This window comes from Saccharothrix australiensis, assembly GCF_003634935.1.
Taxonomy (GTDB): domain Bacteria; phylum Actinomycetota; class Actinomycetes; order Mycobacteriales; family Pseudonocardiaceae; genus Actinosynnema; species Actinosynnema australiense.
This window is the reverse complement of record NZ_RBXO01000001.1, coordinates 1,648,902-1,675,825: the sequence shown is the minus strand read 5'-3', so window position 1 is coordinate 1,675,825 and position 26,924 is coordinate 1,648,902. Positions and strand designations below refer to the sequence as shown.

The following is a 26,924-nucleotide window of genomic DNA, read 5'->3' as shown; positions in this document are numbered from 1 at the left end:
TGGTTTTCAGTTGGCGCGCTACTCTCGGTGAGGTGACCGAGCCTTCCCCCGCGGCCCTGCCCGCGCCAGCCACCTACCCCGCCGCGGAGCGGCTCGACCTGGTCGAGCGCCTGCACGGACATCCGGTGGCCGACCCCTACCGCTGGCTGGAGGACCCCTCCGACCCCCGTACCGCCGAGTGGTCCGCGGCCCAGGACACCCTGGCCCGCGACTGGCTCGACGCGCTGCCGGGACGTGCGCCGCTGGGCGCTCGCCTGGCGGAACTCATGCGCACCGGCGCCGTCGGCACGCCGGTGTGGCGCGCCGGGCGCGCGTTCTACACCCGCCGCGGACCCGACCAGGACCACCCGGTCCTCCACGTCCTGGAGGACGGCGTCGAACGCGTCCTGCTGGACGTGGGCGCGCTCGACCCCTCCGGTCGCACCACCCTCGACCGGTGGTCACCCTCCGTAGAGGGCACCCGGCTCGCCTACCAGGTCTCCGTGGGCGGCGACGAGCACTCGCTGCTGCACGTCCTGGACGTGGCCACCGGCGACCTGGTCGAGGGACCCATCGACCGGTGCCGCTACTCCCCCGTCGGGTGGTTGCCCGGCGGCGAGGAGTTCTTCTACGTCCGCCGGGTCGACCCGGAGCTGGTGCCCGAGGACGAGCGCCAGTTCCACCGCCGGGTGTGGCGGCACCGCGTCGGCACCGACCCGTCGACCGACGTGAACGTGCACGGCGACGGGCTGGACCACACGTACTACTACGGCCTGTCCGTCACCGAGGACGGCCGCTGGCTGATCGTCAACGGCGCGCCGGGCACGGTGCGGCGGGACTCGGTGTGGATCGCGGACCTGCACGGGACCGGCGAGCTCCGGCCGGTGATCACGGTCGACCGGGGCGCGCAGTGCTCGGCTCGGGTCGAGGACGGCCGCCTCTACCTGCGCACCAGCCTCGACGCGCCGCGCTTCCGGCTGTGCGTCACGGACCCGGAGGACCCGGCCGACCCCGCCGACTGGACCGAGCTCGTGCCCGAGCAACCCGACTCGGTGCTGGACGGGGCGACCTGGCTGGACGGCTCGCTGGTGCTGCTGCGCACGCGGCACGCGGTGTCCGAGCTGCACCTGCACGACGCGGCGACCGGCGAGCACCGGGGCGAGATCCCGTTGCCCGGCACCGGGTCGCTGCACGGCTGGTCCACCGTGGACCGGGCGACCGACACCGACCGGGACGTCCTGTGGTTCGGGTTCTCCGACTTCGTGACCCCGCTGTCGGTGTACCGGTTCTCCCTGTCGGACCACCGGACCACCTTGCACGCCGCCGCGCCGGGCGCGGTCGAGCTGCCCGCCGTGACCACCCAGCAGATCCCCTACACGTCCCTCGACGGGACCACCGTCCGGATGTTCGTCGTCTCCGGCGAGCGGCGCCCCGACCTGCCGCGCCCCACCCTGCTCACCGGCTACGGCGGCTTCGCGGTCGGCCGCGGCCCCGGTTACCAGGCCACCGCCCTCGCCTGGGTGGAGGCGGGCGGGGTGTGGGTGCACGCCTCGCTGCGCGGCGGCGACGAGGAGGGCGAGGAGTGGCACCGGGCCGGGATGCGCGAGCGCAAGCAGAACGTGTTCGACGACTTCCACGCGGCGGCGGAGAAGCTCGTGGCCGACGGCTGGACCACGCCGCAGCAGCTCGCGATCACGGGCGGCTCCAACGGCGGGCTGCTCGTGGGCGCGGCCCTGACCCAGCGCCCGGAGCTGTACGCGGCCGTGGTGTGCTCGGCGCCACTGCTGGACATGGTGCGGTACGAGAACTTCCTGCTCGGACGGCTGTGGGCGGAGGAGTACGGCAGCGCGTCGGTGCCGGAAGAGCTGGCGTGGCTGCTGTCCTACTCCCCGTACCACCGGGTGCGGCCCGGTGTTGAGTACCCTTCGGTGCTGTTCACGGTGTTCGAGTCGGACAGCCGCGTGGACCCCAACCACGCCCGCAAGATGTGCGCCGCGCTACAGCACGCGACGGCGAGCGACCCGACGAAGCACCCCGTGCTGTTGCGCCGGGAGACCGAGGTGGGACACGCGGGACGGTCGGTGAGCCGATCGGTGGGGCTGGCCGTGGACCAGTTGACCTTCCTGGCCGGCGCCACCGGGCTGGAGTTCGCCTGAGAGATCATTCGTGGGTACCGAGGAGGAACGGGTAGGTGGACGTGGAGTCGACGTTGGCGGTCGATTGGTGGGTGCTCAACGGGCCGAAGATCGCCGAAGGCGCGTTGCGGATCGTGCTGACGGTGCTCATCGCCGTCGTGGTCCGGTTCCTGCTGCGGCGGCTGATCGATCGGCTCACCAGGGGCTCGGCGGAGGGCCGGAAGCCGAAGCTGCTGCGGCCCCTGCGGGAGCGCGCGCCGCAGGCGTTCGGCGTGCTGGTCTCGGAGCGGCGCGAGCAGCGGGCCAAGACCATCGGCTCGGTGCTGAAGTCGATCGTCACGTTCGTCGTGTTCGGGGTGGCGTTCCTCCAGGTGCTCACCGAGCTGGACATGGACGTCACCCCGATCCTGACCTCGGCGGGCGTGCTCGGCGTGGCGATCGGTTTCGGCGCGCAGAACCTGGTCAAGGACTTCCTGTCCGGCATGTTCATGATGCTGGAGGACCAGTACGGCGTGGGTGACGTGGTGGACCTCGGTCCGGCCACCGGGACCGTGGAGTCGGTCGGGATGCGCATCACCACGATCCGCGACACCAACGGCACGGTCTGGTACGTCCGCAACGGCGAGATCCTGCGGGTGGGCAACTCGTCGCAGGGCTTCGCGGTGGCTGTCGTGGACCTGCCGCTGGCGTACGGGGCGAACCTGGCCTCGGCGACCGAGGTGCTGACCTCGGCGGTGGACGGCGCGGTGGCCGAGGAGCCACTGGAGAAGGACGTCATCGACAAGCCGCAGGTGCTCGGGGTGGAGAAGGTCACGCCGGAGGGCATCACCATGAGGGTCACGGTGAAGGTCCGGCCGGGGCGGCAGTGGGCCGTGCAGCGCGCGTTGCGGGCGAAGCTGATGCCGGCGTTGGAGGACGCGGGGATCTCGTTGAAGAGTTCGTGAGGGTGTGGAGCGCGTTCGTAGAGCTTGAAGCTCGTCTGCAAGAGCGTCTGTAAGGGCTTGAGAAGCGTCCTCGCCGGACGGGCGAGAGCACCGCGTGTCATCCCCGTATGGCCTGGTCGAAGACCACCACCCTCGGCCGGCCCTGCGGGGATGACACGCTCGGGTGAAGTCCGGGCCGGGTGGGGGCGGGTCGACCACGGGTGTTGCGCAAGGCAGGATGGTGGGGTGAGCAGTCCCGAGAACTTCTACGAAGCGGTGGGTGGGTACGAGACGTTTCACAAGATCGTCGCCCGGTTCTACGAGCAGGTGGCCGACGATCCGGTGTTGCGCCCCCTCTACCCCGAAGAGGACCTGGGGCCTGCCGAAGAGCGGTTCCGGCTGTTTCTCATGCAGTACTGGGGTGGGCCCCACACGTATTCCGACCAGCGCGGGCACCCCCGGCTGCGGATGCGGCACGCGCCGTTCGTCATCGGTCCCGTGGAGCGGGACGCCTGGCTGCGCTGCATGAAGGTCGCCGTGGACGAGGCGGATCTCACGCCCGAGCACCGTGACCAGCTATGGGCGTACCTGGAGATGGCCGCGAACAGCCTGATGAACGCCTGGGCTTGATTGTTGATCACCCGAACGGGGACGTGCCGGTCGGTGCGGGTGGCAGGATGACGTCTCGTGCGACGATCCTCCGACCTCCAACCAGAGATCGCCGACGAGTCCGCCTGGTGGCGCGACGCCGTCTTCTACCAGGTCTACGTCCGGTCGTTCGCCGACTCCAACGGGGACGGCGTCGGTGACCTGGACGGCATCCGGTCTCGGCTGGGGTACCTCGAACTGCTCGGCGTCGACGCGTTGTGGCTGACGCCGTTCTACCCGTCGCCGATGGCCGACCACGGCTACGACGTGGCCGACCCTCGTGGCGTCGACCCGTTGTTCGGCGACCTCGCCGCGTTCGACCGGCTGGTCGCCGAGGCGCACGAGCACAAGCTGCGCGTCACCGTCGACCTCGTCCCCAACCACACCAGCGACCGGCACGAGTGGTTCCAGGCCGCGCTGCGGTCCGCGCCCGGCAGCCCCGAGCGGGACCGGTACTTCTTCCGGGACGGCCAGGGGTACGACGGTGCGCAGCCGCCGAACAACTGGACCAGCGCGTTCGGCGGGCCCGCCTGGACGCGCGTGCCCGACGGCCAGTGGTACCTCCACCTGTTCGCGCCCGAGCAGCCCGACCTGAACTGGGAGAACCCGGAGGTCTCCGCCGACCTGGTCCGGACCCTCCGGTTCTGGCTCGACCGCGGGGTGGACGGGTTCCGCATCGACGTCGCGCACGGCATGGCCAAGCCGGCCGGGCTGCCCGACCTGGACCCGCGGGTCGTCCACGGGTCCGGCGTGCTGCACGACAACGCCCTCGACCCCCGGTTCGACAACGACGCCGTGCACGACGTGCACCGGCTGATCCGCAAGGTCGTCGACGAGTACCCCGGCCGGATGACCGTCGGCGAGATCTGGGTGCGGGACGACGAGCGGTTCGCCCGGTACATCCGACCCGACGAGCTGCACCTCGGCTTCAACTTCCGGCTGGTGGAGGCGCCGTTCGACGCGGACGCCGTGCGGAGCGCCATCGAGCACTCGCTGGCGGCGGTCCAGCCGTACCGGACGCCGGCCACGTGGACGCTGTCCAACCACGACGTGACCCGGCACGTGACGCGGTACGGCGGCGGCGCGCTGGGCGTCCGCCGGGCCCGCGCGATGGCGCTGGTGGAGCTGGCGCTGCCCGGCGTGGTCTACCTGTACAACGGCGAGGAGCTGGGCCTGCCGAACGTGGAGCTGCCCGATTGGGCCCTCCAGGACCCCACCTGGCTGCGTTCCGGCCACACCGAGCGGGGTCGGGACGGCTGCCGCGTCCCGCTGCCCTGGGAGGGCGACGCGCCGCCGTTCGGCTTCTCCTCCGGCACGGGGGCGTGGCTGCCCCAGCCGACCGAGTGGGCGGCGCTGACGGCCGAGTCGCAGCTGGAGGACCCCGAGTCGATGCTGTCGCTGTACCGGCACGCCGTCGAGCTGCGCCGGACGCACCGCGCGATGGGCGGCGAGGAGGTCGAGTGGTACGGCGCGCCCGCCGGGTGCTTCGCCTTCCGCCGCAAGGGCGGTGGCCTGATCTGCGCGCTGAACACCTCGGGTGCGCCGGTGCCGCTGCCGCCGGGTGAGGTGCTGCTGTCCAGCGGGCCGATGGACGGCGACCAGCTCCCGCCGGACACGGCCGTCTGGCTGGTCTGAGCCGCGACGCGGACGAGGCCCCGACCGGTGCGCCCGGTCGGGGCCTCGTCCGTTCGCGGTCTCGTGGTCAGACCAGCAGGGGCAGCATGGAGTGGCGGCGGCGGACCACCGCGCCGAACCGGGCGTCGATGCGCAGCCACGAGTCCGTCGCCGTGACGCGCACGTCGTCGCCGCCCAGGAAGCCCATGCCGGACAGCGCGAACAGGCAGCGCAGCGGCACCTTCACGTCGAGCCCCGACCCGCTGACCGTGAGCACCGTCTGGTCCAGCAGCGACGCCGGCGGGGTGCCGTGCGGGCCGGTGTTCTCGCGGGCCACCGTGACGCCCTGCTCGGCGAGTTCGGAGACCACGGCGCCGGGCAGGCGGTCGACCGGCAGCCAGCCGTCCGCGGGCGGCAGCGCCGAGCGCCACATCAGGTCGCGGGCCGGACCGGGGTCGACGGTCGCGCTGCGCACCACGGCCAGGCCGGTGAGCAGGTCGCTCCCGGAGACCGTGACGTCGCCGGGCGTGACGCGGCCGGCCACGGTCCGGGTGGCCAGGGCGTCGAAGGGCGTGGCCACCCAGGCGTCCAGCAGGTCGCCGGCCGGCCGGTTGCGCAGCCGCACCACGGTCTGCGCGTCCAGGCGCACCGCGCGCGCGACGAACGCGCCGAGGTCGTCCCGCTCGGCGGGGTCGGCGAGGACCAGTTCAGGCACCGTTACCTCCGGCTCTCCAGCCCGCGAGGAAATCGCGCTCGGCTTCGAGGAGACGGCGCGGACGCCCGGCCGTCAGGTTGTAGGGGACCATGAGGGTCTCCGCGGTGGCCACGACCGGGCTGCCCTCGCGCCGCCCGTTGCGCACCGAGTAGTCCAACGTGAACGAGGCCGACTTCAGTTCCCGCACGGACATCTCGACCACGATCTCGTCGCCGGTGAACACCAGCGGCGCCAGGTAGTCCACGACCAGGCGGGCCACCACCACGCCGTGCGCCATCTCCGGCACGCCGTGCCGGGCGGCCTCCGTGAACAGCAGGTCTATCCGGGCCTCTTCCAGGAGGGTCACCGTGTTGGCGTGGTTGACGTGGCCGAACGCGTCCATGTCCGACCAGCGCGGACGCACACCCGTGACGAACACACCCAACTTGAACGCGCCTCCTGCCGTTGTCCCGAGTGGCGATGACCCTATCGGCGTGCTACCGCCAGGTTAAGTCGGCACCCACGCCGAGGAACCGGCCCAGGTCGGCGGCCTCCCGCCGGAGGTCCGGGCGGTCGCCGAAGGGGCGCACCTCGAACCCGTCGCCGGCGCGCCGCCAGGTCGCGACGACCCGGCCGTCGACCACGACGTGCGGGGTGAGGAAGCCGCCGCCGGTCTGGACGAGCGGCGCGAACCCTGGTTCGAGCGCGAGCGACCGGTCGCGGTAGCCGAGCAGGTAGGTGTCGAAGTGCCCGAGCATCCGGACCGCGCCCACGGGCTCGGCGGGGTCGTGGGCGACCTCCGGCAGGTCGCGGAGGAGGCGCTTGGGCAGGCCGCTCCAGGCCGCGAAGTCGTCGACGCCGGCCGGTCCGTACGCACGCCGGTAGCGCCGCCAGAGCCGGTCCGCGGTGCCCGGCTCGGGCACGTCGCCGAGCAGCCGGTAGGTGTCGTCCAGCCCCCGGCACAGCACGCCGTGGTGCGCCGCGAACGCCAGCAGGTGCGCGGGCGCCTGCGACTTCGGGTCGAGCACGACGCCGACCTCGGCCAGCCGCGCCACGACGGCGGCCCGGTCCAGCGGTCCGGTGAGCACCTCGCGGAGCGCGGGCAGCGCCCGCGCGCACAGGTCGTCGGTCAGGCCCAGCTGCTCCCGACGGCGGCGGCCCGCCGCGGCGAACACCGGTCCCAGCAGGCCGACGACCCAGAGGTCCTCGCGGCGCAGCAGGTGCAGCGTCCCCCGCATGGCCCAGGTCCGCACGACGTCGCCGTCCAGCGACTCGACGCCGCGCGCCCGCGCGGCCAGCCGCAGCGCCGGCACGTCCTGCGCCTGGAGGGCGAGCACGGAGTCCAGCAGCTCGTCCAGGGTGCTCGCGCGCCACGAGAGGCGCTGGGCGCGCATCCGCTGCGCGAGGACCGTCACCGCGGCCCCGCCCGGCCTGCGGAGTCACCCGAACGTGCTGTCACATCGGATGACTCTACGGCCGGCGCCACCACGCGGTCGTGTCCGGAGGCACCAGGGCGTCACCGACGACCTCGCCGCGCTCCGGGGGCCGGCAGGCGCACCGGGTCGACGCCGAGGTCGGCCGCGCGGGTGAACGCGCCCCGTGGCCACCCCGGACGCGTCGAGGGGCCGGGCCCCGCGGGACCCGGCCCCTCGACGCGACCACTAGCGGATCAGGCTGCGCACCTGCCGCGCCGCCACCGACAGCGTCGCCAGGTCCAGCCGGTTGACCCGGTTGATCTCCGCGAGCGCCGCACGCGCCCGGCCCAGCCGGGAGGCGTTGGCCTGCTCCCACACCGCGATCTTCTCGGCCGCCGGGTCACCCGGCTCGCTCGACCGCAGCACATCGATCGTGATGGCCCGCAGCGACGAGTAGAAGTCGTCCCGCAGCGCCAGCCGCGCCAGCGCGTGCCAGCGGTTCAGGCGCTCCAGGCCGCTGACCGAGCTGAGCATCCGGTCCACGTCCAGGTGGTCCGACAGCGCGAAGTACAGCTCGGCCGTCTCCAGGTGCGAGCGCTCCGGACCCGCGCCCAGGCCCTCCTCGCGCTCCGCCAGCTCGGCGACCTCGGTCACGTCCAGCAGCCCGTAGGTGAACAGCAGCGCCGCGACGCGACGCGCCAGCTCCACCGGCACACCGGCCGCGACCAGCCGCTCGACGTGCGCGACCACCGACTCCTTCTCCCGGCCCTGGAGCAGGTCCAGGACCTTCGGCGCGAGTTCGCCGACCACGCCCGCGAACCGGCTGATGGTCGAGCCGACGGCCAGCGGCTGCGGGCGGTTGGTCAGCAGCCACCGCGACGCCCGGTCCAGCAGGCGGCGCGTCTCCAGCAGCATGTCGTCCTGCACGTCGGTCGGGATGACGTTGTCCAGCGCGCGGATGTCCCGCCACAGCGACGGCAGGTCGAAGATCGCCGTCACGATCGTGTAGGCGCGCACGGCGTCGGTCGCCGACGCGCTGATCTCCTCGGCCAGCCGGAACGCGTACGACACGCCGCCGCCGTCCACGACCTCGTTGACCAGCACCGTCGTGATGATCTCGCGGGCGAGCGGGTGGCTGCCGATCGCGTCGCCGAACCGCTCGCGCAGCTCGCTCGGGAAGTAGTCCGGCAGCTTGCGCGCCATGACGTCGATCGTCGGCAGGTCGCTCGCCAGCACCTCCTCCTTCAGCGCCAGCTTCACGTGCGCCAGCATGGTCGCCAGCTCCGGCGAGGTCAGGCCCTCGCCCGCCTTCTCCCGCGCCTTGAACTCGGCCGCCGACGGCAGCGCCTCCAGCGAGCGGTCCAGCACGCCGCGCTGCTCGAGGTCGGCCACCAGGCGCGCGTGCACCGACAGCATCGGCGCGGCGTGGGCGCGCGAGACGCCCAGCACGAGGTTCTGCGAGTAGTTGTCGGCCAGCACCAGCTCGCCGACCTCGTCGGTCATCTGGCCGAGCAGCTCGTTCCGCTGGTCCTGGTCGAGCCTGCCGTCGCGGACCAGCTCGTCCAGCAGGATCTTGATGTTCACCTCGTGGTCGGAGCAGTCCACGCCCGCCGAGTTGTCCAGCGCGTCGGTGTTGACCTTGCCGCCCGCGCGGGCGAACTCGATCCGGCCGCGCTGGGTCAGGCCCAGGTTGCCGCCCTCGCCGACGACCTTCACCCGCAGGTCCGCGCCGTTGACGCGGATGGCGTCGTTCGCCTTGTCGCCCACCTCGGCGTGCGACTCCGAGGACGCCTTCACGTAGGTGCCGATGCCGCCGTTCCACAGCAGGTCCACCGGCGCGAGCAGGATCGCCTTCATCAGCTCCTGCGGCGACAGCTTCACCACGCCCTCGGGCAGGCCCAGCGCCGCGCGCGCCTCCGGGCTGACCGGGATGGACTTCGCCGTGCGCGGCCACACACCACCGCCCGCGCTGACCAGCGTGCGGTCGTAGTCGTCCCACGACGAGCGGGGCAGCTCGAACAGGCGCTTGCGCTCCGCGTAGGACGCGGCGGCCACCGGGTTCGGGTCGATGAAGATGTGCCGGTGGTCGAACGCGGCGACCAGGCGGATGTGCTCGGACAGCAACATCCCGTTGCCGAACACGTCGCCGGACATGTCGCCGACGCCGACGACGGTGAACTCCTCGGTCTGGGTGTCGGTGCCCAGCTCGCGGAAGTGCCGCTTCACGCTCTCCCACGCGCCCTTGGCGGTGATGCCCATCGCCTTGTGGTCGTAGCCGACCGACCCGCCGGACGCGAAGGCGTCGCCGAGCCAGAAGCCGTAGGAGCGGGAGACCTCGTTGGCGATGTCGGAGAACGCGGCCGTGCCCTTGTCCGCCGCGACCACCAGGTACGTGTCGTCGCCGTCGTGCCGCACGACCTGCGGCGCGGGGATGACCGTGCCCGAGCTGAGGTTGTCGGTCAGGTCCAGCAGGCCCGAGATGAACTGCCGGTAGCAGGCGACGCCCTCGGCGAGGAACGCCTCGCGGTCCAGGCCGGGGTCGCCCGTCGGCGACGGCGGTCGCTTCACCACGAACCCGCCCTTGGCGCCCACCGGCACGATGACCGCGTTCTTCACCGCCTGCGCCTTCACCAGGCCCAGGATCTCGGTGCGGAAGTCCTCGCGGCGGTCGGACCAGCGCAGGCCGCCGCGCGCGACCGGGCCGAACCGCAGGTGGACGCCCTCGATGCGCGGCGAGTACACGAAGATCTCGAACCGCGGCCGGGGCTGCGGCAGCTCCGGGATCGCGCGCGGGTCCAACTTCACCGCCAGGTACGGGCGCGGCCTGCCGTCGGCGTCGCGCACGAAGTAGTTCGTGCGCAGCGTGGCCTGCACCAGGGTGAGCAGGCTGCGCAGGATGCGGTCCGCGTCCAGGCTCGTGACGTCGTCGATGAGGGCCGTGATCTCGCCGGCCAGCATCTCGGTCCGGGTGGCGCGCTGCGCCTCCTCCAGCGCCGGGTCGAACCGGGCCTCGAACAGGCGCACCAGGGCCGTGGCGACCTCGGTGTGCCCGAGGACGGCGTCCTCGATGTAGTCCTGGCTGTACGGGGTGCCCGCCTGGCGCAGGTACTTGGCGTAGGCCCGCAGCATCGCGGCCTGCTGCCACGTGACGCCCGCCTTGAGCACCAGGGTGTTGAACCCGTCGACCTCCGCCTCACCGCGCCACGCGGCGGCGAACGCGTCCTGGAACCGGGTGCGCACCGACTCCAGGTCCTCCGCCGACAGCTTGTCCAGCGTCACCTGGTCGATGCGCAGGCCGAAGTCGTAGATCCAGCACTCCACGCCGTCCTCGCGGACCAGTTCGTACGGGCGCTCGTCCACCACGACCACGCCCATGCGCTGGAGCATCGGCAGCACGTCGGACAGCGTGATCCGCGCGCCCACGAGGAACAGCTTGAACCGCCGCTCACCCGGCTCGGCGTCGCGCGGCACGTAGAACACCATGTCCAGGTCGCCTTGGCCCAACGCCTCGATGCGCCGGAAGTCCGCCAGCCCCTCGGCGGCGGTGAAGTCCTCCTTGTACGCCTCCGGGAACGCCGCGGCGAACCGCTGGCCCTGCTCGGAGGCCGACTCCGCGCCCAGCGCGCCGGTGCCGTCGGACTGCCCGTCCAGCACGGCCTCGACCATGCGGTCGTCCCACGAGCGGACCGCCTCGGCCAGCAGCAGCTGGATGTGCGCGGTGTCCGGCTCGGTCTGGCGCTGCGGGTCGGTGTGCACCGTGAAGTGCACGCGGGCCAGCGCGGACTCGCCCACGCGCGCCGAGTACTCCAGATTCACGCCGCCGAGCTGGTCGATCAGGATCTCCTGCATGGCCAGCCGCGAGGTCGTGGTGTAGCGGTCGCGCGGCAGGTAGACCAGGCACGAGTAGAACCGCCCGTACGGGTCGCGGCGCAGGAACAGCCGCAGCCTGCGCCGTTCGGCCAGCGCGATCACGCCCGCCACGGTCTGGTACAGCGTGTCGGTGTCGACGGAGAACAGCTCGGTGCGCGGGTAGTTCTGGATCACCTCCAGCATCCGCTGCCCCGAGTAGGAGTGCAGCGGGAAGCCGGCGCGGTGGATGACGGCGCGGACGCGGCGCTCGACGGCCGGGATGTCCAGCACGTCCTCGTGCAGGGCGGTCGTGGAGAACACGCCGAGGAACCGGTGCTCGCCGGTCACGTTGCCGTCGGCGTCGAACGTCTTGACGCCCACGTAGTACGGGTAGACCGAGCGGTGCACGCTGGACTGGGCGCTCGCCTGCGTCAGCACCAGCAGCTCGCGCGAGAGGGCCTGCGCGCCCGCGTCCGGCCCCGCGGTGAGGCTGCGCGCCGCGAGGCTGTCCTGTCTGAGCACGCCCAGCCCGCTGGCGAGGACCGCGCGCAGGGCAGGCTCGCCGTCCGTGGCCGGGTCGTCGCGGACCAGCTCGTACCGGCGGTAGCCGAGGAACGTGAAGTGGTCGGCGGCCAGCCAGCGCAGCAGCCGAGCGCCGTCGTCGACCTCGTCCGGGTCCAGCGGCGGCGGCGACTCCTGGAGCTGTTCGGCCAGGTGGAGGGCGGTGTCGGTCATCCTGCTGGTGTCCTCGACGACCTCGCGGACGTCGTTGAGGACCGTGTACAGCTTCGTCTCCAGCTCACGGGCCCGGTCCGGGTCGGTGAGCAGGTCGACCTCGATGTACATCCAGGACTCGGCCATCGCGTCCGACGGCGGTTCGGCCGGGTCCGCGGTGGGGAGGACCTCGTTGAGCGCCCCGGTCACCGGGTCGCGGCGCACCACGACGATCGGGTGGACCACGCGGTGCACCTGCACGCCGCCGCGGGTGAGCTCGGAGGCCACCGAGTCGACCAGGTAGGGCATGTCGTCGGTGACCACCTGGACGACGGTCGCGGGACAGGTCCAGCCGTCGTGCACGCGGGTCGGGTTGAGGATGCGCACCATCGCGCGGCCCGGCACGCGGGTCTCGGCGAGCTGGTAGTTCGAGCGCACCGCGCCCACCAGGTCCACCGGGTCGTCCTCGTTGACTTCCTCGGCGGGCACGTGGCGGTAGTACAGGCGGATCAGGTCGGCCAACTCGGGGGCGTTGGCGGCGGCCCGCTCGATCAATTCGTCACGGACCTGTTCGGGACTGGCCGTGCGGCCGGTACCGGCGTCGTGACGGGTGGTGAGCTCCGATCGGGACGGGACTCCAGTCGAGGTCATGTTCAGGCGACTCCACGCTATCCGGCACCTCTGTGTGCCGGGTCCGCGCACCACTAAACCAGACGAACGCGACCCGGTCGGCGCAACCCTGCAAACTGAATCGAACCACTTGCGGTAAAGTGGAAAAATCCGTGCCGCTCGGCTATTTTGGCGGCCCGCGTTTCTTACCCGCGGGCCGGCTCATTAAAACCTGGAATGAATTCTCAGCTTTCGGGCAACGTCCAGCGCGGCGGCTCGCCCGTCGAGCGCCGCGGCTCGCCGGTCACCCGCTGGATGGGCGCCGTGGTCTCGGCGTCGGCCTCGGGCGCGCCCACCGGCACGATGGGCCCGGTCCGCTCGGCCTCCGCCAGCCCAGTCTGCCCGAGCCCACCCGACGCCGCACCCGTCGGCCCGACCCCCTCACCCGCGCCCGCCCGGTCGGCGTCGTCGCGGCCGTCGGCCTGCTCGGCCTCGTCCTGCCGGCGGCCGGCCTCGTAGGCGACGAGGGCTTCCGCCAGCAGCTCCGCGAGGCTGAGGTCGCTCTTGGGGCGGCGGGAGGCGCGCGTCGCGCTCGGCGAGTCGGAGGCCAGCGTGGTGGGTTCGACGAGCGACGGCAGCTCGATGGCCTTGCCGCCGACGACGACCGATGTGACGAACGGCTCTTCCACTTCGGGGTCCGGAGCACTCCCGCCCCCGGCACCGCTCGCACCCCCGACGCCGCCGGTGTCGCTACCGCCGGCGTCCAGGGCACCGCTCGCGTCATCGGCACCGACGTCCGGTCCACCGGTGTACGTGATGCCGAAGTCCCGACCGCCGGTGTCCGGGGTGCCCGTCTCCGGGGCGCTGGTGTCCGGGCCGCCGGTGTCCGGGCCGCTGCTTCCCGGCACGTGGGCGGGGCTCGCGGGACGGGCGGGAGCCGGGGCGGCGAGGTGCTCGGGCTCGTCCTCGACGTCGGCGTGCCCGAGGAAGCTGGACGGCCCGAACGGGCTCGGCGGCACCGGGTCCGGCACCGGGACCGGCGGCACCTGGTCGGGTTCGGGCACGCCGGGGACCGGGTCGGGCACGGGTACCGGCGGTTCGTGGGGCTCCGGCACACCGGGCCGGTCGGGTTCGTCGGGTGGCTCGGGCACGACGGGCGATTCCGGCACCACCGGCCGTTCCGGCACGACCGGCCGCTCGGGCACCGCAGGCCGTTCGGGCACGACCGGCGGCTCGGGCACAACCGGCCGTTCGGGCACCTCAGGGCGCTCGCCCACGACCGGCGACTCGGCGACCATCGGCGACTCGGCGACGACCGGCCGCTCGGCCACCGGCGGTTGGACCACCGAACGCTCACCCGTCGACGACTCGCGCGCGGGCTGCGGGGGCGTGGCCGGCGGCGCGGGAGCGACCGGGGGCGGTGGTGCGACCGACTCGTGCGGCACGGTCGGCGGCTCCGCGATGAACGACGGCTCGGGCGCGACGGCAGGTTCGGGTGCCCGCGCGGCGGCCGGTTCGGGTGTGGCGGGCGGTTGGGGTGCGATTGGCGGCTGGGGTGCGGCGGGCGGCTCGGGCGTCCGCGCGGTGGGGATCACGGGCCCCTTCACGAACGCGGCGCCCAGGCCGACCGGCGGAACGTCGTCGTCCCGGACGGCGGGCTGCACCATCGTCGGCGAGTCGAACATGTCGACCGGGGTGGCGGGCGTCACCTCGCGCAACCGCGGCGGAGCCTCGACCCGCCACTGGACGGGCTCGACGGGCTTCTCCACCACCTCGCCCTGCGCCGCATCGGCGATACCGGCGCTCCGGGCCGCATCGGCGTTCCGGGCCGCATCGACGCTCAGTCCCGAAGAGTCACCCTTCACCGGAGCCTCGCCCGTTGCCGAAGTCTCGCGCGACACCGGGAACTCCCCCGATACCGCGGTTTCGCCGGTCACCGGCTCGTCACGCTTCACCGGAACGCTGCCCTTCCCCGGAGCACCGTCGTCATCGGCCTCCGGAGCACGCCGACGCCCACCGGCCCGCTGGGAGTCGATCAGCCCGGCGGCCTTCAGCGTCTCCAGCACACTGCCGCCGTCGGAACCCCTGGGCACGACGGCGCCCTCGTCCGCCCCATCGCCGCCGTCCCCGGCCGCCTCGCGGGCAGCACGCCGCCGCCCGCTGCGCACGGCACCGGCCGCCGCGATCAACCCGGCGGCGGGCACGCTCGCGGTGGAGGGACCGGACCACTCCGGGCCATCGTCGACACGTTCGGAATCAGTCCGAGCCGCACCGGCCGCCGCACCTGCGGAATCGCCTGCCGGCGGTTCGTCAATTCTTTGATCACCGGTGGGCGGTGGGCCTGCCGCGAGATCTTCACCGGGAATTTCCGGACCGGGACGACCGACAATCCCGGAGGACGTGGAACTGCCACTCGCGGCCGAGTGCGAGGCGGGCTCCGCGTAACCGCTGTGGAAGTACGCCGAGGTGGGCAGCGACTCCGGCAGCCCGGCGCCCGCTGCGGGTGGAGCAGCGGTCGACGACGCGGGCGACTCTGTGACAAAAGTCGCAAAATCAGGCCCGGCGGCGGGACTGGGCGGCACCGCGAACACATGGGTCGTCTCCGCATCCGCCACGCCGGTCGCCGGCGGCGGAGTCGGAGACGGCACCGGCGATGGCGGCACTTGCTCGACGGGCGGCGTGGGTTGGGACGTGTCCGCGGCGGCGTGGGCGGCGAACGTCCGCTCCAGGTAGGTCTGCGCGTGAGACCGGTGCGGGATGGGGCGGGCCTCGCCGCTCCTCGCGTGTTCCGGGCGACCGTGGGTGACGTGCTCGGCACCGGTCGGCACCGCAGCAGTCGCGGGCGTCGCCGGACTCGTCGGAGCGGCCGCGGGCGTACCGCCGCCGACAGGTGGCGCGCCGGCCGCCGAGGTCACGGCGGGGTCGGTGGGGGAACTCGGCGGGGTGGCGGAGGATCGCTGCGACGCGGCAGGCGGCTGAGTGGTGACGGGCGGGAGAGCCGTGGCGGGTGGCTGGACCACCGGCGTCGCCGCTACGTGCGTTGCTGCCGCCTGGGTCGCTGCGGCCTGCGTCGCTGCGGCCTGCGTCGCTGCCGCCTGGGTCACCGCTGCCTGCGTCGCTGCGGCTTCCATCGCCGATGCTTGGGTCGCTGCGGCCGGCGTGGCCGTCGCCTGCGCCAGCGGGCCCGTGTCCGGTGCTCGGCGTCGGCCGCCGGACGCGGTGGGCGGCTCGGCCGCGGCTGCCGTGTCACCGAAGGGCTGGACCAGCCGCCAGCGGTCGGCCGCGTGGGCGCGGGCCGCGGAGATGCCCTCCACCGTCATGTCCTCGGCCGCCCGGCGGGTCCGCTTGACGCGCAGCCCCTCCGCCCGGTGGACCTGGACCGGCCGCCACTGGCGCAGTTGTTGCTTGGCCTCCGGCGTCAGGTGCGGGTCCGACGGAGCGGTCGCGCGTGGCGACTGACGGAGCAGCGCCGCCAACTGGTCGTGCAGACCGGCGGGCTGGCGGTGCACGCCCGAGAACTCGGCGGCCAGCCTGGCCCGCACCGCGTACACGGCACGCGCCCGGCGGCGCTCCGCCGCGTGCGCCGAGCGGAGGTTGGCCAGCGCCTCCGTCAGGTCGCCGGACACCTCGTGGACGTGCGCGAGGGCCAACAGGCTCTCGGCGAGGAGGGTGTCCAACTGGTGGCGTTCGGCGTTGTCCGCGACGTCGCGCAGCAGGTCGCGCGCTTGGTCCACGCGGCCGGCGGGCAGGTGCACCCGCGTCGCGAGAGCCAGGCGCAACCAGCCCGCGGACGCCGCCAACGGCGCGCGGACCGGCAGTTCCAGCAGCGGCGTCCCGGTCTCGGACGCCTCCGCGTGCCGGTTGGCGTCCATCAACGCGCACACCAGCTCGACGGTGAGGCCGCCGCGCACCTGACCGCTGTCGGACTCCGGGTCCGCCAGCCGGTCCAGCAGGTCGAGACCTTCACGCCCGGCCGCGATCGCCGCGTCCAGGTCGCCCCAGCGCCGGTGCTGGCCCGCCGCCGCCGCGCGCAGCAAACCGCGCAGCAGCAGCTCCGTGTCGTGGTCGAGGGCCGGGTCGGCCGCGTAGAGCTGGTCGGCCTCCTCCAACGCTTGGGCGAGGACCGCGCCACGCCCCACGGACACCAGGCACTCACCCGCCTGCACCAGCGCCGAGGCCCGCAGCGACTCCGGGACCCCCTCGGCTTCCAGCACCGGGCGGACGGCGGCGAACCCCGTCAGCGGAGCGCCCACCGACCGAGCGGTGTCGGCCAGCTCCACGCGCAGCTGCCACGCGGTCTCGCGCTCGGCCGCCGCCTCGGCCGCCTTCAGGGCGTCGAGCGCCCGGTCGGCGACCCGGACACCGCGGCCCATCCGGTTGCTCGCGAAGACCACCAGGGACTCCGCGCGCAACCGGTCGACCTCGTCACGACGGGCGGAGGCGAGCGCCACCGCGCGCTCGCCCAGCACCAGAGCCAGCTCCGGCGCCCGCCAACGCAGCCGCCAGGCGGGCACGACCAGCGTGCTCACCTCGACGTCCGCCTGCTGCGCTTCGCCCCTCGCCGCCACGGTGTCCGATCCTGATCAGTCTCGTGTGAGCTTGCGGTAGGTGACCCGGTGCGGCCTCGCGGCCTCCGCGCCCAGACGCTCCACCTTGTTCTTCTCGTAGCCCTCGAAGTTGCCCTCGAACCAGTACCACTGCGACGGGTTCTCGTCCGTGCCCTCCCACGCGAGGATGTGGGTGGCGACGCGGTCGAGGAACCACCGGTCGTGCGAGATGACCACGGCGCAGCCGGGGAACTGCTCCAGCGCGTTCTCCAGCGAACCCAGGGTCTCCACGTCCAGGTCGTTCGTCGGCTCGTCGAGCAGGATCAGGTTGCCGCCCTGCTTGAGGGTGAGCGCGAGGTTGAGCCGGTTCCGCTCACCGCCGGACAGCACGCCGGCGGGCTTCTGCTGGTCCGGGCCCTTGAAGCCGAACGCGCTGACGTACGCCCGCGACGGCATCTCGACGTTGCCGACGTGGATGTAGTCGAGACCGTCGGAGACGACCTCCCACACGTTCTTCTTCGGGTCGATGCCGCCGCGGTTCTGGTCGACGTAGGACAGCTTGACCGTCTCGCCGACCTTCACGGTGCCGCCGTCGGGCTGCTCCAGCCCCACGATCGTCTTGAACAGCGTCGTCTTGCCGACGCCGTTCGGGCCGATCACGCCGACGATGCCGTTGCGCGGCAGGCTGAACGACAGGCCGTCGATCAGCACCCGGTCGCCGAACCCCTTCTTGAGGTCGTCCACCTCGACCACGACGTTGCCCAGGCGCGGGCCCGGCGGGATCTGGATCTCCTCGAAGTCGAGCTTGCGGGTCTTCTCCGCCTCGGCGGCCATCTCCTCGTAGCGGCCGAGACGCGCCTTGGACTTGGCCTGGCGCGCCTTGGCGCCCGACCGCACCCACTCCAGCTCGTCCTTCAGCCGCTTCTGGAGCTTCTGGTCCTTCTTGCCCTGGACGGCCAGCCGCTCGGCCTTCTTCTCCAGGTAGCTGGAGTAGTTGCCCTCGTAGGCGTGGGCCCGACCGCGGTCCAGCTCCAGGATCCACTGGGACAGGTTGTCCAGGAAGTACCGGTCGTGGGTGACCGCCAGCACGGCGCCGGCGTACTGGGCGAGGTGCTGCTCGAGCCACAGGACGCTCTCCGCGTCCAGGTGGTTGGTCGGCTCGTCGAGCAGCAGCAGGTCGGGCTTGCTCAACAGCAGCTTGCACAGCGCGACCCGGCGGCGCTCGCCACCGGACAGCACCTTCACGTCGGCGTCGGGCGGCGGGCAGCGCAGGGCGTCCATCGCCTGCTCCAGCTGGGAGTCGAGGTCCCACGCGTTCGCGTGGTCCAGCTCCTCCTGGAGCTGCCCCATCTCCTCCATCAGCTCGTCGGAGTAGTCGACGGCCATCTTCTCGGCGATCTCGTTGAAGCGGTCCAGCTTCACCTTGATCTCGCCGAGTCCCTCCTGAACGTTGCCCAGGACGGTCTTCTCCTCGTTGAGCGGCGGCTCCTGCTGGAGGATGCCCACCGTGTAGCCCGGCGAGAGGTAAGCCTCGCCGTTGCCCGGTGTGTCCAGGCCGGCCATGATCTTCAGCACGCTCGACTTGCCGGCGCCGTTCGGGCCGACCACGCCGATCTTCGCACCGGGGTAGAACATGATCGTGACGTCATCGAGGATGACCTTGTCCCCGTGCGCCTTGCGCACCTTCTTCATGGTGTAGATGAACTCGGCCATGCCCGCGATCGTAGAGCGGTGCCGATCGGGCAAGTACCTCGGACGCCGGCAACGGGCTCGGGCTCAACGCGGAGTTAACGCGATCGTGGGTCACCCACAGCTGTCACACGGTGCCGGGCCCACTCGCGGGCGACGCTGTGACCAGCGGGTCCTGCCGGATGCGTGAACTCGTTGCGGTGTCAAGCCCTCGTGCCGGCGCGGGAACCGCCTCGGCGCCTTCCTACGGCCTCCTTCCCCGATGCTCGTGATGGCGACCCTCGACGCGCATTGTCCGTGCCGCGCCCGCGAGGGAACCGGTTTCCCACACGCGTACCCCGAACGGCTCAGGACAGAACTTCGGTTGCCTCCTTCGGCTGCTCAGCGTCACCGGGCACGAATGTGACGACTACTCCAATCGCTTAGAGAACGCGGCGACCGACTGACAGGGGCACACGACCGTGTGACAGCCCTGCCGGAGCGCGACCAGGGGCCACGCCACAGCCGGCCTGCCCACCGACACCGAACCCGGACACCGTCATGGCCGGCCGCGTTCCACGGGGTAGCCGGCTCGGAGCAGTCAGCTACGGGACCGACCTCGATCACGACCTCGCCTCGCGCCGGTCGGCGCGGTACGCCTGCCCCAAGGGCGTGGCCATTCCAGCTCGGACGTGCCGGGCACGACCAGCTCGGGGTCCGTTTCCGGACTCGGTCCGAGGGCCGTGCCCTAGCCGTCGCGGACACGGCCGCCGTGACGAGTTCCCTGGTCGTGGTGTGCGTGCGGGACCACGCGGCGGCGCGGTCGGTGCTCGACATCGGGGTGCCGGCGGGCCGCACGCTGTGGACTTCGCCGGCGGCTCAGCAATCACACCGTTGACCAGCGTGAACACCGTCACCGTGCCCCTCGGGATCGACTCCGACAGCACACCGCCACGCCGCCGGTCGCCGGACCCGGACGCCGACGAGTACGGGGCTCCGCGCGTGCGGACGGCTCCGGCCGGCCTGCTCGCGGCGGGCGGCGCGCTCGACCACCGCGCCCGCTCAGAACGGGATCTTGACCACCTCCTCCCCCTCCCCGACCGCCGACTCGCCCACCCCGCCGAAGAGCGTGGTCACCTCGCCCTCCTTGCGCGGCGCGACGACGCCCGATCGCCGACGACGGGTCGGCGGCCCGGAGGCAACGGCATCACCAGCGCCGTCGGGTGCGACGTCGGAACCGCCGCCTGCCGCGCCACCGGTACCCGCACCGGCAGCGCCATCGGCCCCAGCCGGGGCACGGGCGGTCGGCTTGGCGGACAACCCCGGCGGCTCACCCCCGACCTGCACCCTCGGTTCACCGCGCGGCGCGGTGGCGGGCGCATCCCCGTCCCTGCGCACCCGCGTGACGGCCGCCGTGCACGTGGCGAGGTTCGGACCGACGGCGTGCGCGTCGATGTCGACGAACTGACGGGTGCTGTCGCCGTCGGGCAGTTCCTTGATCGTCATCTTGCCGTGCACGACGACGGGGTCGTTCTTGCTCAGCGACAGGTGCACGTTCTCGGCGAGCGACCGCCAGCACGTGACCGACAGGAACATGTGCGCGCCGCTCACCCACGCCTGCCGCTCCGGGTCGAACCGGCGTTCGGTGCTGAGCAGGCGGAACTTCGCGCGGACATCGCCCGTGCCGACCGTGGTGCAGGTGACCTGGCTCGCCACGATGCCGGTGAGCGTGATGCGGGTTTCGTTGTAGGCCATGGGTTCCTCCTGGGGTTCGGGCTTCCAGGTTGCAGGGCCGGGAGCTGGGAGGACAGGGTCGATCCGGGATCTGTGGACAGCTGATCGGGCTGTGGACAACTAATGAGTGAGTTCTCACTCCTTGACATGAGTGAGAACTCACTCATACGCTCGTCGCCATGCCCGGAGACACGACCCCGCGTCGGAAGCGCGCTCCCGCGATGAGTCCCGAGGACCGCCGCGAGGCGATCGTCGCCGCAACCGTCCCCCTGCTGTTCCAGCACGGCGCGAACGTGACGACCAGCCAGATCGCCAACGCCGCCGGCATCGCGGAGGGCACCGTCTTCCGGGCGTTCAAGGACAAGCAGGAACTGATCGCCACGTGCGTCCGATCCGTCCTCGACGTCGAGGCCGAACTCGACCTGATCGCGGAGGCCGGGCAGGTGGACGCGCTCGCCGACCGCCTCTCCTGGGCCATCAGCGCCGTCTCCGGCTACATGGACCGGACCTGGAAGCTGGTCGGCGTCCTCCGCGACTCCGGTTACCACCCGCACCACGCGGACGGCGAGCACAAGCGACCGCCCGTCGAGATGCAGCGCATCACCGAGCGCATCGCCGAGCTGTTCGGCCCCGACGCCGACCGGCTGCGCGTCGACCCGCAGCTGGCCGCCCGGCTGCTGCTCGGGCTCGTGTTCACCAACCGGATGCACGGCGACGGGTTCGGCGACTCCACGGCCGAGACGAACCAGCTCGTCGAGCTGTACCTGCACGGGGTTCTGAGGGGAGACCAGTGAACGACCTGATGATCGAGGCGTCGGACGTCGGCAAGGCGTTCGGCGCGCAACAAGCCCTGGACGGGGTCGACATCGCCGTGCCCAAGGGCACGGTGCTCGGCCTCCTCGGCCACAACGGCGCGGGCAAGACCACGTTGGTCAACGTGCTCACCACGATGCTCCCGCCGGACAAGGGCACCGCCCGCGTCGCGGGCCACGACGTCGTCCGCGAGGCGCACCAGGTGCGCAGGCGGATCGGCCTGACCGGGCAGTTCGCCGCCGTCGACGAAGGTCTGTCGGGGCTGGACAACCTGGTCCTCATCGCCCGCCTGCTGGGCGCGAGCCCCCGCGAGGCCCGCACGCGCGGCGCCGAGCTGCTGGAGCTGTTCGACCTCGCCGACGCCGCGAAACGGCCCTCCCGCACCTACTCGGGCGGCATGCGCCGCCGGCTGGACCTGGCGGCGAGCCTCGTCGGCCACCCCGAGGTGATCTTCCTGGACGAACCGACCACGGGGCTGGACCCGGCGAGCAGGCTCGGGCTCTGGGAGATCGTCGAGGGCCTGGTCACCGACGGCACCACGGTCCTGCTGACCACCCAGTACCTCGACGAGGCCGACCGGTTGGCCGACTCGATCACCGTGCTCGCGCGGGGCAAGGTGGTCGCCTCCGGCACGAGCGCGGAGCTGAAGGCCCAGGTGGGCCAGCGCTCCGTGACGGTCACCCTGGACGACGCCGCCGACGCGCCCCGCGCGCGGGAGGCCCTGGAGCGCGCCGGGATGCAGCCCGTGGCGTCGGCGAACACCGTGACCGCGCCCGTGTCGTCGTCCCGCGAACTCGCCGTCGTCGTCCGCGCCCTGGACGAGGTCGGACTGGAGGCCACCGAGCTGGCGCTGGGCGAACCGACCCTCGACGACGTCTACCTGACCCTCGCGGCACACGCGGCCTGAAAGGAACACCCGGATGACCGCCACCCTCACCACCGCGCCGCCGACCCGCTGGCGCGGCACGGACTTCGCCACCCAGGTGCTCGTCCTGACGCAGCGGTCGCTGCGCACCCTGGTCCGCGACCCGCGGATGGTCGTGTTCAGCGTCCTCCAGCCGCTGATCATGCTCACGCTGTTCAGCCAGATCTTCGCCAGCATCGCCGACACGCCGGGCTTCCCGCGAGGCGTCTCGTACATCGACTACCTGATGCCCGCGATCCTGGTGAACACCGCGATGCAGGCCGCGCTCCAGGCGGGCGTCGGCCTCGTCACGGACATGAAGAACGGCGTCCTGGCCCGGTTCCGCTCGCTGCCCATCCAACTCGGCTCGGTGCTGGTCGCGCGCAGCCTGTCCGACCTCGCCCGCACCGCCGCGCAACTGGTGCTGATGCTGCTGTTCGCCGTCACGATCTTCGGCTTCACGCCGGCGGGCGGCATCACCGGGATCGCCGCCGCGCTGGCCCTGGCGCTGGCCGTCGGCTGGGGGCTGAGCTGGGTCTTCCTCGCCATCGCCGCCTGGCTGCGCAACGCCGAGCTGATGCAGACGGTCGGCTTCCTGGCGATGTTCCCGCTGATGTTCGCGTCCAGCGCCTACGTGCCGGTGTCCGGCCTGCCGGGCTGGCTCCAGGCCGTCGCGAACGTCAACCCGCTGACCCACGCCGTCGACGCGGCCCGCGCGCTGGCCCTGGCGCTCCCGGTGACCGGCGTGGTGGGCGCGCTGGTGACGAGCGCGGCGCTCGCGGCCGTCGGCTGGGCGTTCGCGGTGCGCGGCTTCCGCCGTCCGCTCTAGGGACCGACCGCTCCGGTCCGGGCGCTCGAATCCGCGAGATCCGAGCGCCCGGACCTCGGCCTTTCGAACGCGCGCCGCTACTCCCGTTCGGACAGCTTGCGCAGCATCGCGTTGTAGGCGGCCAGGTCCGCGTCCCCGTCGGCGTCCGCCTTCCGGTCGGACCGCCGCGCGTCGCGGTCGTCGGACCGCGCCCACTGCACGAGCAGCGCCACCATCACCACGACCAGCGGGATCTCACCCGCCGCCCACGCGATGCCGCCGCCCAGCCGCTGGTCCTCCAGCTGTGACGTGACCCACGGCAGCGCCAGCCCGCGGTAGAAGTTCTCCCCGATCACGGTCTGCGAACTCATCAGCACGATGCCGAAGAACGCGTGGAACGGGATGGACGCGAACAGCAACCCCAACCGTCCCAGCGGCGGCAGCCGGTTCGGCGCGGGATCGATGCCGATCACCGGCCAGTAGAACACGTACCCGACCAGGATGAAGTGCGCGTTCATCGCCAGGTGCGCCCAGTGGTAGTCCAGCGCCGCGTCGAACAGGCCGGAGAAGTACAGCCCGTAGAACGACCCGACGAACAACGCCAGCGCCACGAACGGGTTCGTCAGCACTCGGGCCACCGGCGAGTGCACGAACGCCACGATCCACTCGCGCGCGCCCGGCGGGTTCCCCTTGCCCGCGGTGGGCAGTGCCCGCAGCGCCAGCGTCACCGGACCGCCGAGCACGAGCAGGATCGGCGCGAGCATGGAGAGCAGCATGTGGCTCTCCATGTGGATGCTGAACATCGCCGGCGCGTACCGCCCCAGGCCGGACGACGTGGCGAGCAGCACGGTCAGGCAGCCGGCAACCCACGCGATCGTCCGACCCACCGGCCACGCGTCGCCCCTCCGCCGCAGCCGCCGCACGCCCAGCAGGTACACCACGGCCAGCGCGATCGCGGCCGTGCCGAAGACCAGGTCGAACCGCCAGTCGAACAGCAACCGCGTCAGCGTGGGCGCGCCGAACAGGTCGTAGCCGATGCGCAGCTCGACCGTGCTCGGGAACACCCGGCCCTCCGGCGGCGGCGGTGTGCGGCTCAGCGCGGCGGCCAGCCCGATGGTCAGGAACATCAGCAGCACCTCGACGCCCGCGAGCTTGAGCAGCGCGCGCCCCGTGCCGGCCTCCACGACCTCGCGGACGCCCTTCTGCCGCTGGAAGTACCCGAACACGCCCAGCGCGACCAGCGCGACCGTCTTGCCGACCACGAGCAGCCCGTACTCGCTGGAGAACAGCTGGCTGACCGGCAGCCGCACCCACGCGTTGAGCACGCCCGAGACGGCCATCACGATCCAGCACACCAGCGCGAGCCGGGAGAACCGCGTCGTCGCCACGTCCAGGTGCGCGCCGCGCCGGCGGCCGTGCGCGAGCAGCGCGATCAGCCCGCCGACCCACAGCGCCGCCCCGACCAGGTGGTACAGCAGGCTGTTCGTCGCCAGGTCGTGCGAGCCGCCGCCGGACGAGTGCCCGGTCACCGCCACCGGCACCAGGGCGAACACGGACAGGAAGAACAGCGCCGCGGTCCAGCCCCAGGACAGCACCAGCCGGCAGCCCAGCGCCAGCAGCGCCACGATCACCGCCGTGATCATCCACGCCTTGGCCTGCTCCAGGAAGCCGACCAGCGGGAACAGCACCGACGGGTCCAGCAGGGCGGTGACCGGCTGGCCGAGCGCGTCGGCGGCGGTGAACGGCACGGCCGCCACCGCGCCCAGCGTCCACACCAGAGCGCCCCAGGCGGCGGTGCGCAGTGCCGCGTAGCCGTCCGCGGCGAGCGTGCCGTTCTCCTGCGGCGGCACCAGGAACGCGGCCAGCAGCAGCGAGCCGATGGTCACCACGGCGGCGGACTCGGTCAGCACGCGCACGACGATCAGCCCCGAGGCGTCGCCGCCGGTCGCACTGGCCAGGACGGCCGCGAGCACCGCGGCCATGGCCGTGCCGACGACCAGCAGGGGGACCAGGCCGGTGCGCTGGGTTCGGGAGGGCGCGTCGATGGGCACGGGTCGAGCGTAGGCCGCCCCACCTCACCACCACCAACCGCCGAACGAACGTCGATCACACCGACTACCGTTGCTGGACGTGACCAGCTCTCGCACGTGGCTCGTGGTGGCCGTGACCGCACTCACCCTCAGCGGGTGCAGCTACACCATCAACGGCGACGCGTTGCCCGAGTCCGGTTTCACCCCGCCGACCACCGCCGCCTCCACCACCGCTTCGGGCGGCGGCGCGCCGAAGATCGCCAAGCAGCGCTCCGTCGCGGGCGTCGACCCGTGCAAGCTGCTCAGCGCCGACGACCTCAAGCCGGTGGGCGCGCTGACCCGCGAGCCGAGCCGCAAGGACGACGTGATCCAGGAGTCGTGCCAGTTCGTGTTCGACGGCGCGAGCGTCGTGACCGCGCTGTACCAGAAGTACGAGCACGTGCGGCAGCGCCAGCCGAAGGGGCACGAGACGGTCGTGGAGGGCCACTCCTCGTGGGTCTCGTGCGACCTCGACGGCACCGCGATGGTGTGCACCACCACTACGGCCGTGAACCCGAACCGGAGCATCCTGGTCGCGATGACGTTGAACGGCGGCAAGTCCGAGCAGATGCTCGCGACCATGCAGCCGATGATCAAGGCCGCGATGAACCGGCTCCCGCCGGCGTGAGCTCGCGGGCGCGGGCTCGGCGCGCCCACCAGGCCGTCGGGACGATCAGCGCGATGACGACCGCGATGACGCCCAGCGAGACGGTCAGCGAACTGGCGTGCGCGAGGCCGCCGACCATCGGGGGACCGACCAGGAAGCCCGTGTAGGCGAGGGTCGTCACCAGGCCGATCTCCCGTTCGCCGCCGGTGCCGTCGGCGCGCCGGCCCGCGTCGCCCGCGAGGTCCATGACCACCGGGAAGCAGAACGCCAGGCCCACGCCCGCCAGCGCGAACCCGGTGAAGCCCGCGACGGGCGCGGCCACCAGCACGGCCAGCGCGAGACCGGCGGCGGCCACCACCGCGCCCGCGCCGAGCAGGCGGTACGGGCCCAGCCTGCGCTGCACGGGTTCGCCGACCAGCCGCGCCAGGGCCATCGCGATGGAGAAGCCCGCGTAAGGCATCGCGGCGGCGGCTTCGCTCAGGTGCCGCTCCTCGACGAAGAACAGCGCCGACCAGTCGGCCGTCGCGCCCTCGGCGACCGCGGCGCACACCGTGATGCCGGCCAGCAGCCACAGCAGCGGACGGCGCACCGCGGACCGGCCGTCGGCGCCGGCCCGGTCGCCGGTCTCGCCGGGCACGTGGCGGATCGCGACCGCCATCGCGACCGCGCCGAGGGCGGAGACCGCCACGAGGTGGGTGCGCAGGTCCCAGCCGGCCGCCGCCGCGCCGGCCGCGCCGAGGGAGCCCGTGAGCGTGCCGATGCTGAACCCGGCGTGGAACTGCGGCATCAGGGGCCGGTCCAGGGCACGGGTGACGGCGACGGCGGCGACGTTCATGCCGACGTCCAGGGTCGCGCCGCAGGAGCCGAGGACGAACAGGTTCAGGCCCAAGTGCAGCGGCGAGCCGGCGAACGAGAGGGCGGGCACGGCCAGCACCGTGACCGACGCGCCGAGCACGACCAGCTTCCGCGCGCCGACCGACGCGCACAGGCGCGCGGCGAACGGTGCGGTGAGCGCGAGGCCGACGCTCGCGCCGAGCAGCGCCAGCCCCAGCGTCGCCTCGGTCGCGCCCACCTGTGCGGCGAGCGTCGGCAAGCGTGCCGCCCACGACAAGTACAGGGCGCCGTTGAACAGGAACACTGCGAACACGGCGAGGCGCATGGCCCGAGTGTGACTGAAGCGCTTCAGTACCGCCA

General features: G+C 72.6%; 17 protein-coding genes and 1 pseudogene. 9 read left to right on the top strand and 9 right to left on the bottom strand.

The annotated features are described in order from the left end of the window. Positions 1-32: 32 nt before the first annotated feature. The 4 genes from C8E97_RS07885 (at position 33) to C8E97_RS07870 (ending at position 5,320) form a co-directional block, all read left to right on the top strand. On the top strand, positions 33-2,135 hold the full coding sequence (locus tag C8E97_RS07885) for a prolyl oligopeptidase family serine peptidase (RefSeq protein ID WP_246018748.1): 2,103 nt from the start codon (positions 33-35) through the stop codon (positions 2,133-2,135). A 35-nt stretch (positions 2,136-2,170) separates the two neighbouring features. Next, a complete protein-coding gene (locus C8E97_RS07880; RefSeq protein WP_121003019.1) occupies positions 2,171-3,058 on the top strand; it encodes a mechanosensitive ion channel family protein in 888 nt (295 codons plus the stop codon). A gap of 225 nt (positions 3,059-3,283) precedes the next feature. Further along, entirely contained in the window at positions 3,284-3,667 is a 384-nt protein-coding gene (locus C8E97_RS07875; protein ID WP_121003016.1) for a globin, read from the top strand. 57 nt (positions 3,668-3,724) lie between these two features. Further along, positions 3,725-5,320 carry a glycoside hydrolase family 13 protein gene (locus C8E97_RS07870; RefSeq protein WP_121003014.1) on the top strand — a complete coding sequence of 532 codons (1,596 nt, stop codon included), beginning with the start codon at positions 3,725-3,727 and terminating at the stop codon, positions 5,318-5,320. 67 nt (positions 5,321-5,387) lie between these two features. On the opposite strand, the gene C8E97_RS07865 is transcribed toward C8E97_RS07870, so the two are convergent. The 6 genes from C8E97_RS07865 to ettA form a co-directional block, all read right to left on the bottom strand. Then, positions 5,388-6,014 (bottom strand): DUF8010 domain-containing protein, encoded by a 627-nt coding sequence (locus C8E97_RS07865; RefSeq protein ID WP_121003012.1) that lies wholly within the window; start codon positions 6,012-6,014, stop codon positions 5,388-5,390. Then, positions 6,007-6,438: an acyl-CoA thioesterase gene (locus tag C8E97_RS07860; RefSeq protein ID WP_121003010.1), complete on the bottom strand. Its 432-nt coding sequence runs from the start codon at positions 6,436-6,438 to the stop codon at positions 6,007-6,009. The genes C8E97_RS07865 and C8E97_RS07860 overlap by 8 nt, the downstream gene beginning before the upstream one ends. Before the next feature lie 52 nt (positions 6,439-6,490). Beyond that, a complete protein-coding gene (locus C8E97_RS07855) occupies positions 6,491-7,408 on the bottom strand; it encodes a DNA glycosylase AlkZ-like family protein (RefSeq protein ID WP_121003007.1) in 918 nt (305 codons plus the stop codon). A gap of 246 nt (positions 7,409-7,654) precedes the next feature. After that, complete coding sequence (locus tag C8E97_RS07850) at positions 7,655-12,622, bottom strand: NAD-glutamate dehydrogenase (protein WP_121003005.1); 4,968 nt, start codon at positions 12,620-12,622, stop codon at positions 7,655-7,657. Positions 12,623-12,825: 203 nt separating this feature from the next. Next, positions 12,826-17,148, bottom strand: coding sequence for an ATP-binding protein (locus C8E97_RS07845; RefSeq protein WP_121003003.1), 4,323 nt, complete (start codon positions 17,146-17,148; stop codon positions 12,826-12,828). Between the two features lie 15 nt (positions 17,149-17,163). Next, positions 17,164-18,840 carry an energy-dependent translational throttle protein EttA gene (gene ettA, locus C8E97_RS07840; RefSeq protein WP_121003001.1) on the bottom strand — a complete coding sequence of 559 codons (1,677 nt, stop codon included), beginning with the start codon at positions 18,838-18,840 and terminating at the stop codon, positions 17,164-17,166. A gap of 516 nt (positions 18,841-19,356) precedes the next feature. Between ettA and C8E97_RS36685 the strand changes: the two are divergent. Then, a pseudogene (locus C8E97_RS36685) lies at positions 19,357-19,464 on the top strand (RNA polymerase-binding protein RbpA); the annotation flags it as partial. A gap of 393 nt (positions 19,465-19,857) precedes the next feature. Here the strand turns inward: C8E97_RS36685 and C8E97_RS07835 are convergent. After that, on the bottom strand, positions 19,858-20,550 hold the full coding sequence (locus C8E97_RS07835; RefSeq protein ID WP_121002999.1) for a single-stranded DNA-binding protein: 693 nt from the start codon (positions 20,548-20,550) through the stop codon (positions 19,858-19,860). A gap of 158 nt (positions 20,551-20,708) precedes the next feature. Between C8E97_RS07835 and C8E97_RS07830 the strand changes: the two genes are divergently transcribed. The 3 genes from C8E97_RS07830 to C8E97_RS07820 are packed head-to-tail and all read left to right on the top strand — an operon-like array spanning position 20,709 to position 23,075. After that, positions 20,709-21,323, top strand: coding sequence for a TetR/AcrR family transcriptional regulator (locus tag C8E97_RS07830; protein ID WP_121002997.1), 615 nt, complete (start codon positions 20,709-20,711; stop codon positions 21,321-21,323). Further along, positions 21,320-22,249, top strand: a complete 930-nt coding sequence (locus C8E97_RS07825) for an ATP-binding cassette domain-containing protein (RefSeq protein WP_211346942.1) — start codon at positions 21,320-21,322, stop codon at positions 22,247-22,249. Before C8E97_RS07830 ends, C8E97_RS07825 begins: the two co-directional genes overlap by 4 nt. Positions 22,250-22,262: 13 nt before the next feature. Next, positions 22,263-23,075 (top strand): ABC transporter permease, encoded by an 813-nt coding sequence (locus C8E97_RS07820; protein WP_121002995.1) that lies wholly within the window; start codon positions 22,263-22,265, stop codon positions 23,073-23,075. Between the two features lie 77 nt (positions 23,076-23,152). On the opposite strand, the gene C8E97_RS07815 is transcribed toward C8E97_RS07820, so the two are convergent. Beyond that, complete coding sequence (locus C8E97_RS07815; protein WP_121011052.1) at positions 23,153-25,036, bottom strand: bifunctional copper resistance protein CopD/cytochrome c oxidase assembly protein; 1,884 nt, start codon at positions 25,034-25,036, stop codon at positions 23,153-23,155. Between the two features lie 148 nt (positions 25,037-25,184). Between C8E97_RS07815 and C8E97_RS07810 the strand changes: the two genes are divergently transcribed. Further along, positions 25,185-25,751 carry a DUF3558 family protein gene (locus C8E97_RS07810; protein WP_170211687.1) on the top strand — a complete coding sequence of 189 codons (567 nt, stop codon included), beginning with the start codon at positions 25,185-25,187 and terminating at the stop codon, positions 25,749-25,751. Here the strand turns inward: C8E97_RS07810 and C8E97_RS07805 are convergent. Then, entirely contained in the window at positions 25,717-26,889 is a 1,173-nt protein-coding gene (locus C8E97_RS07805; protein ID WP_246018747.1) for an MFS transporter, read from the bottom strand. The two genes, C8E97_RS07810 and C8E97_RS07805, sit on opposite strands and share 35 nt — an antisense overlap. Positions 26,890-26,924: the final 35 nt, after the last annotated feature.

What these genes read in the sequence shown, in the direction of transcription:
- C8E97_RS07850 (WP_121003005.1), bottom strand. Translation starts at nt 12,622, where the DNA reads ATGACCTCGACTGGAGTCCCGTCCCGATCGGAGCTCACCACCCGTCAC.
- ettA (WP_121003001.1), bottom strand. Translation starts at nt 18,840, where the DNA reads ATGGCCGAGTTCATCTACACCATGAAGAAGGTGCGCAAGGCGCACGGG.
- C8E97_RS07835 (WP_121002999.1), bottom strand. Translation starts at nt 20,550, where the DNA reads ATGGCCTACAACGAAACCCGCATCACGCTCACCGGCATCGTGGCGAGC.
- C8E97_RS07830 (WP_121002997.1), top strand. Translation starts at nt 20,709, where the DNA reads ATGCCCGGAGACACGACCCCGCGTCGGAAGCGCGCTCCCGCGATGAGT.
- C8E97_RS07820 (WP_121002995.1), top strand. Translation starts at nt 22,263, where the DNA reads ATGACCGCCACCCTCACCACCGCGCCGCCGACCCGCTGGCGCGGCACG.
- C8E97_RS07815 (WP_121011052.1), bottom strand. Translation starts at nt 25,036, where the DNA reads ATGGCCGCGGTGCTCGCGGCCGTCCTGGCCAGTGCGACCGGCGGCGAC.
- C8E97_RS07805 (WP_246018747.1), bottom strand. Translation starts at nt 26,889, where the DNA reads ATGCGCCTCGCCGTGTTCGCAGTGTTCCTGTTCAACGGCGCCCTGTAC.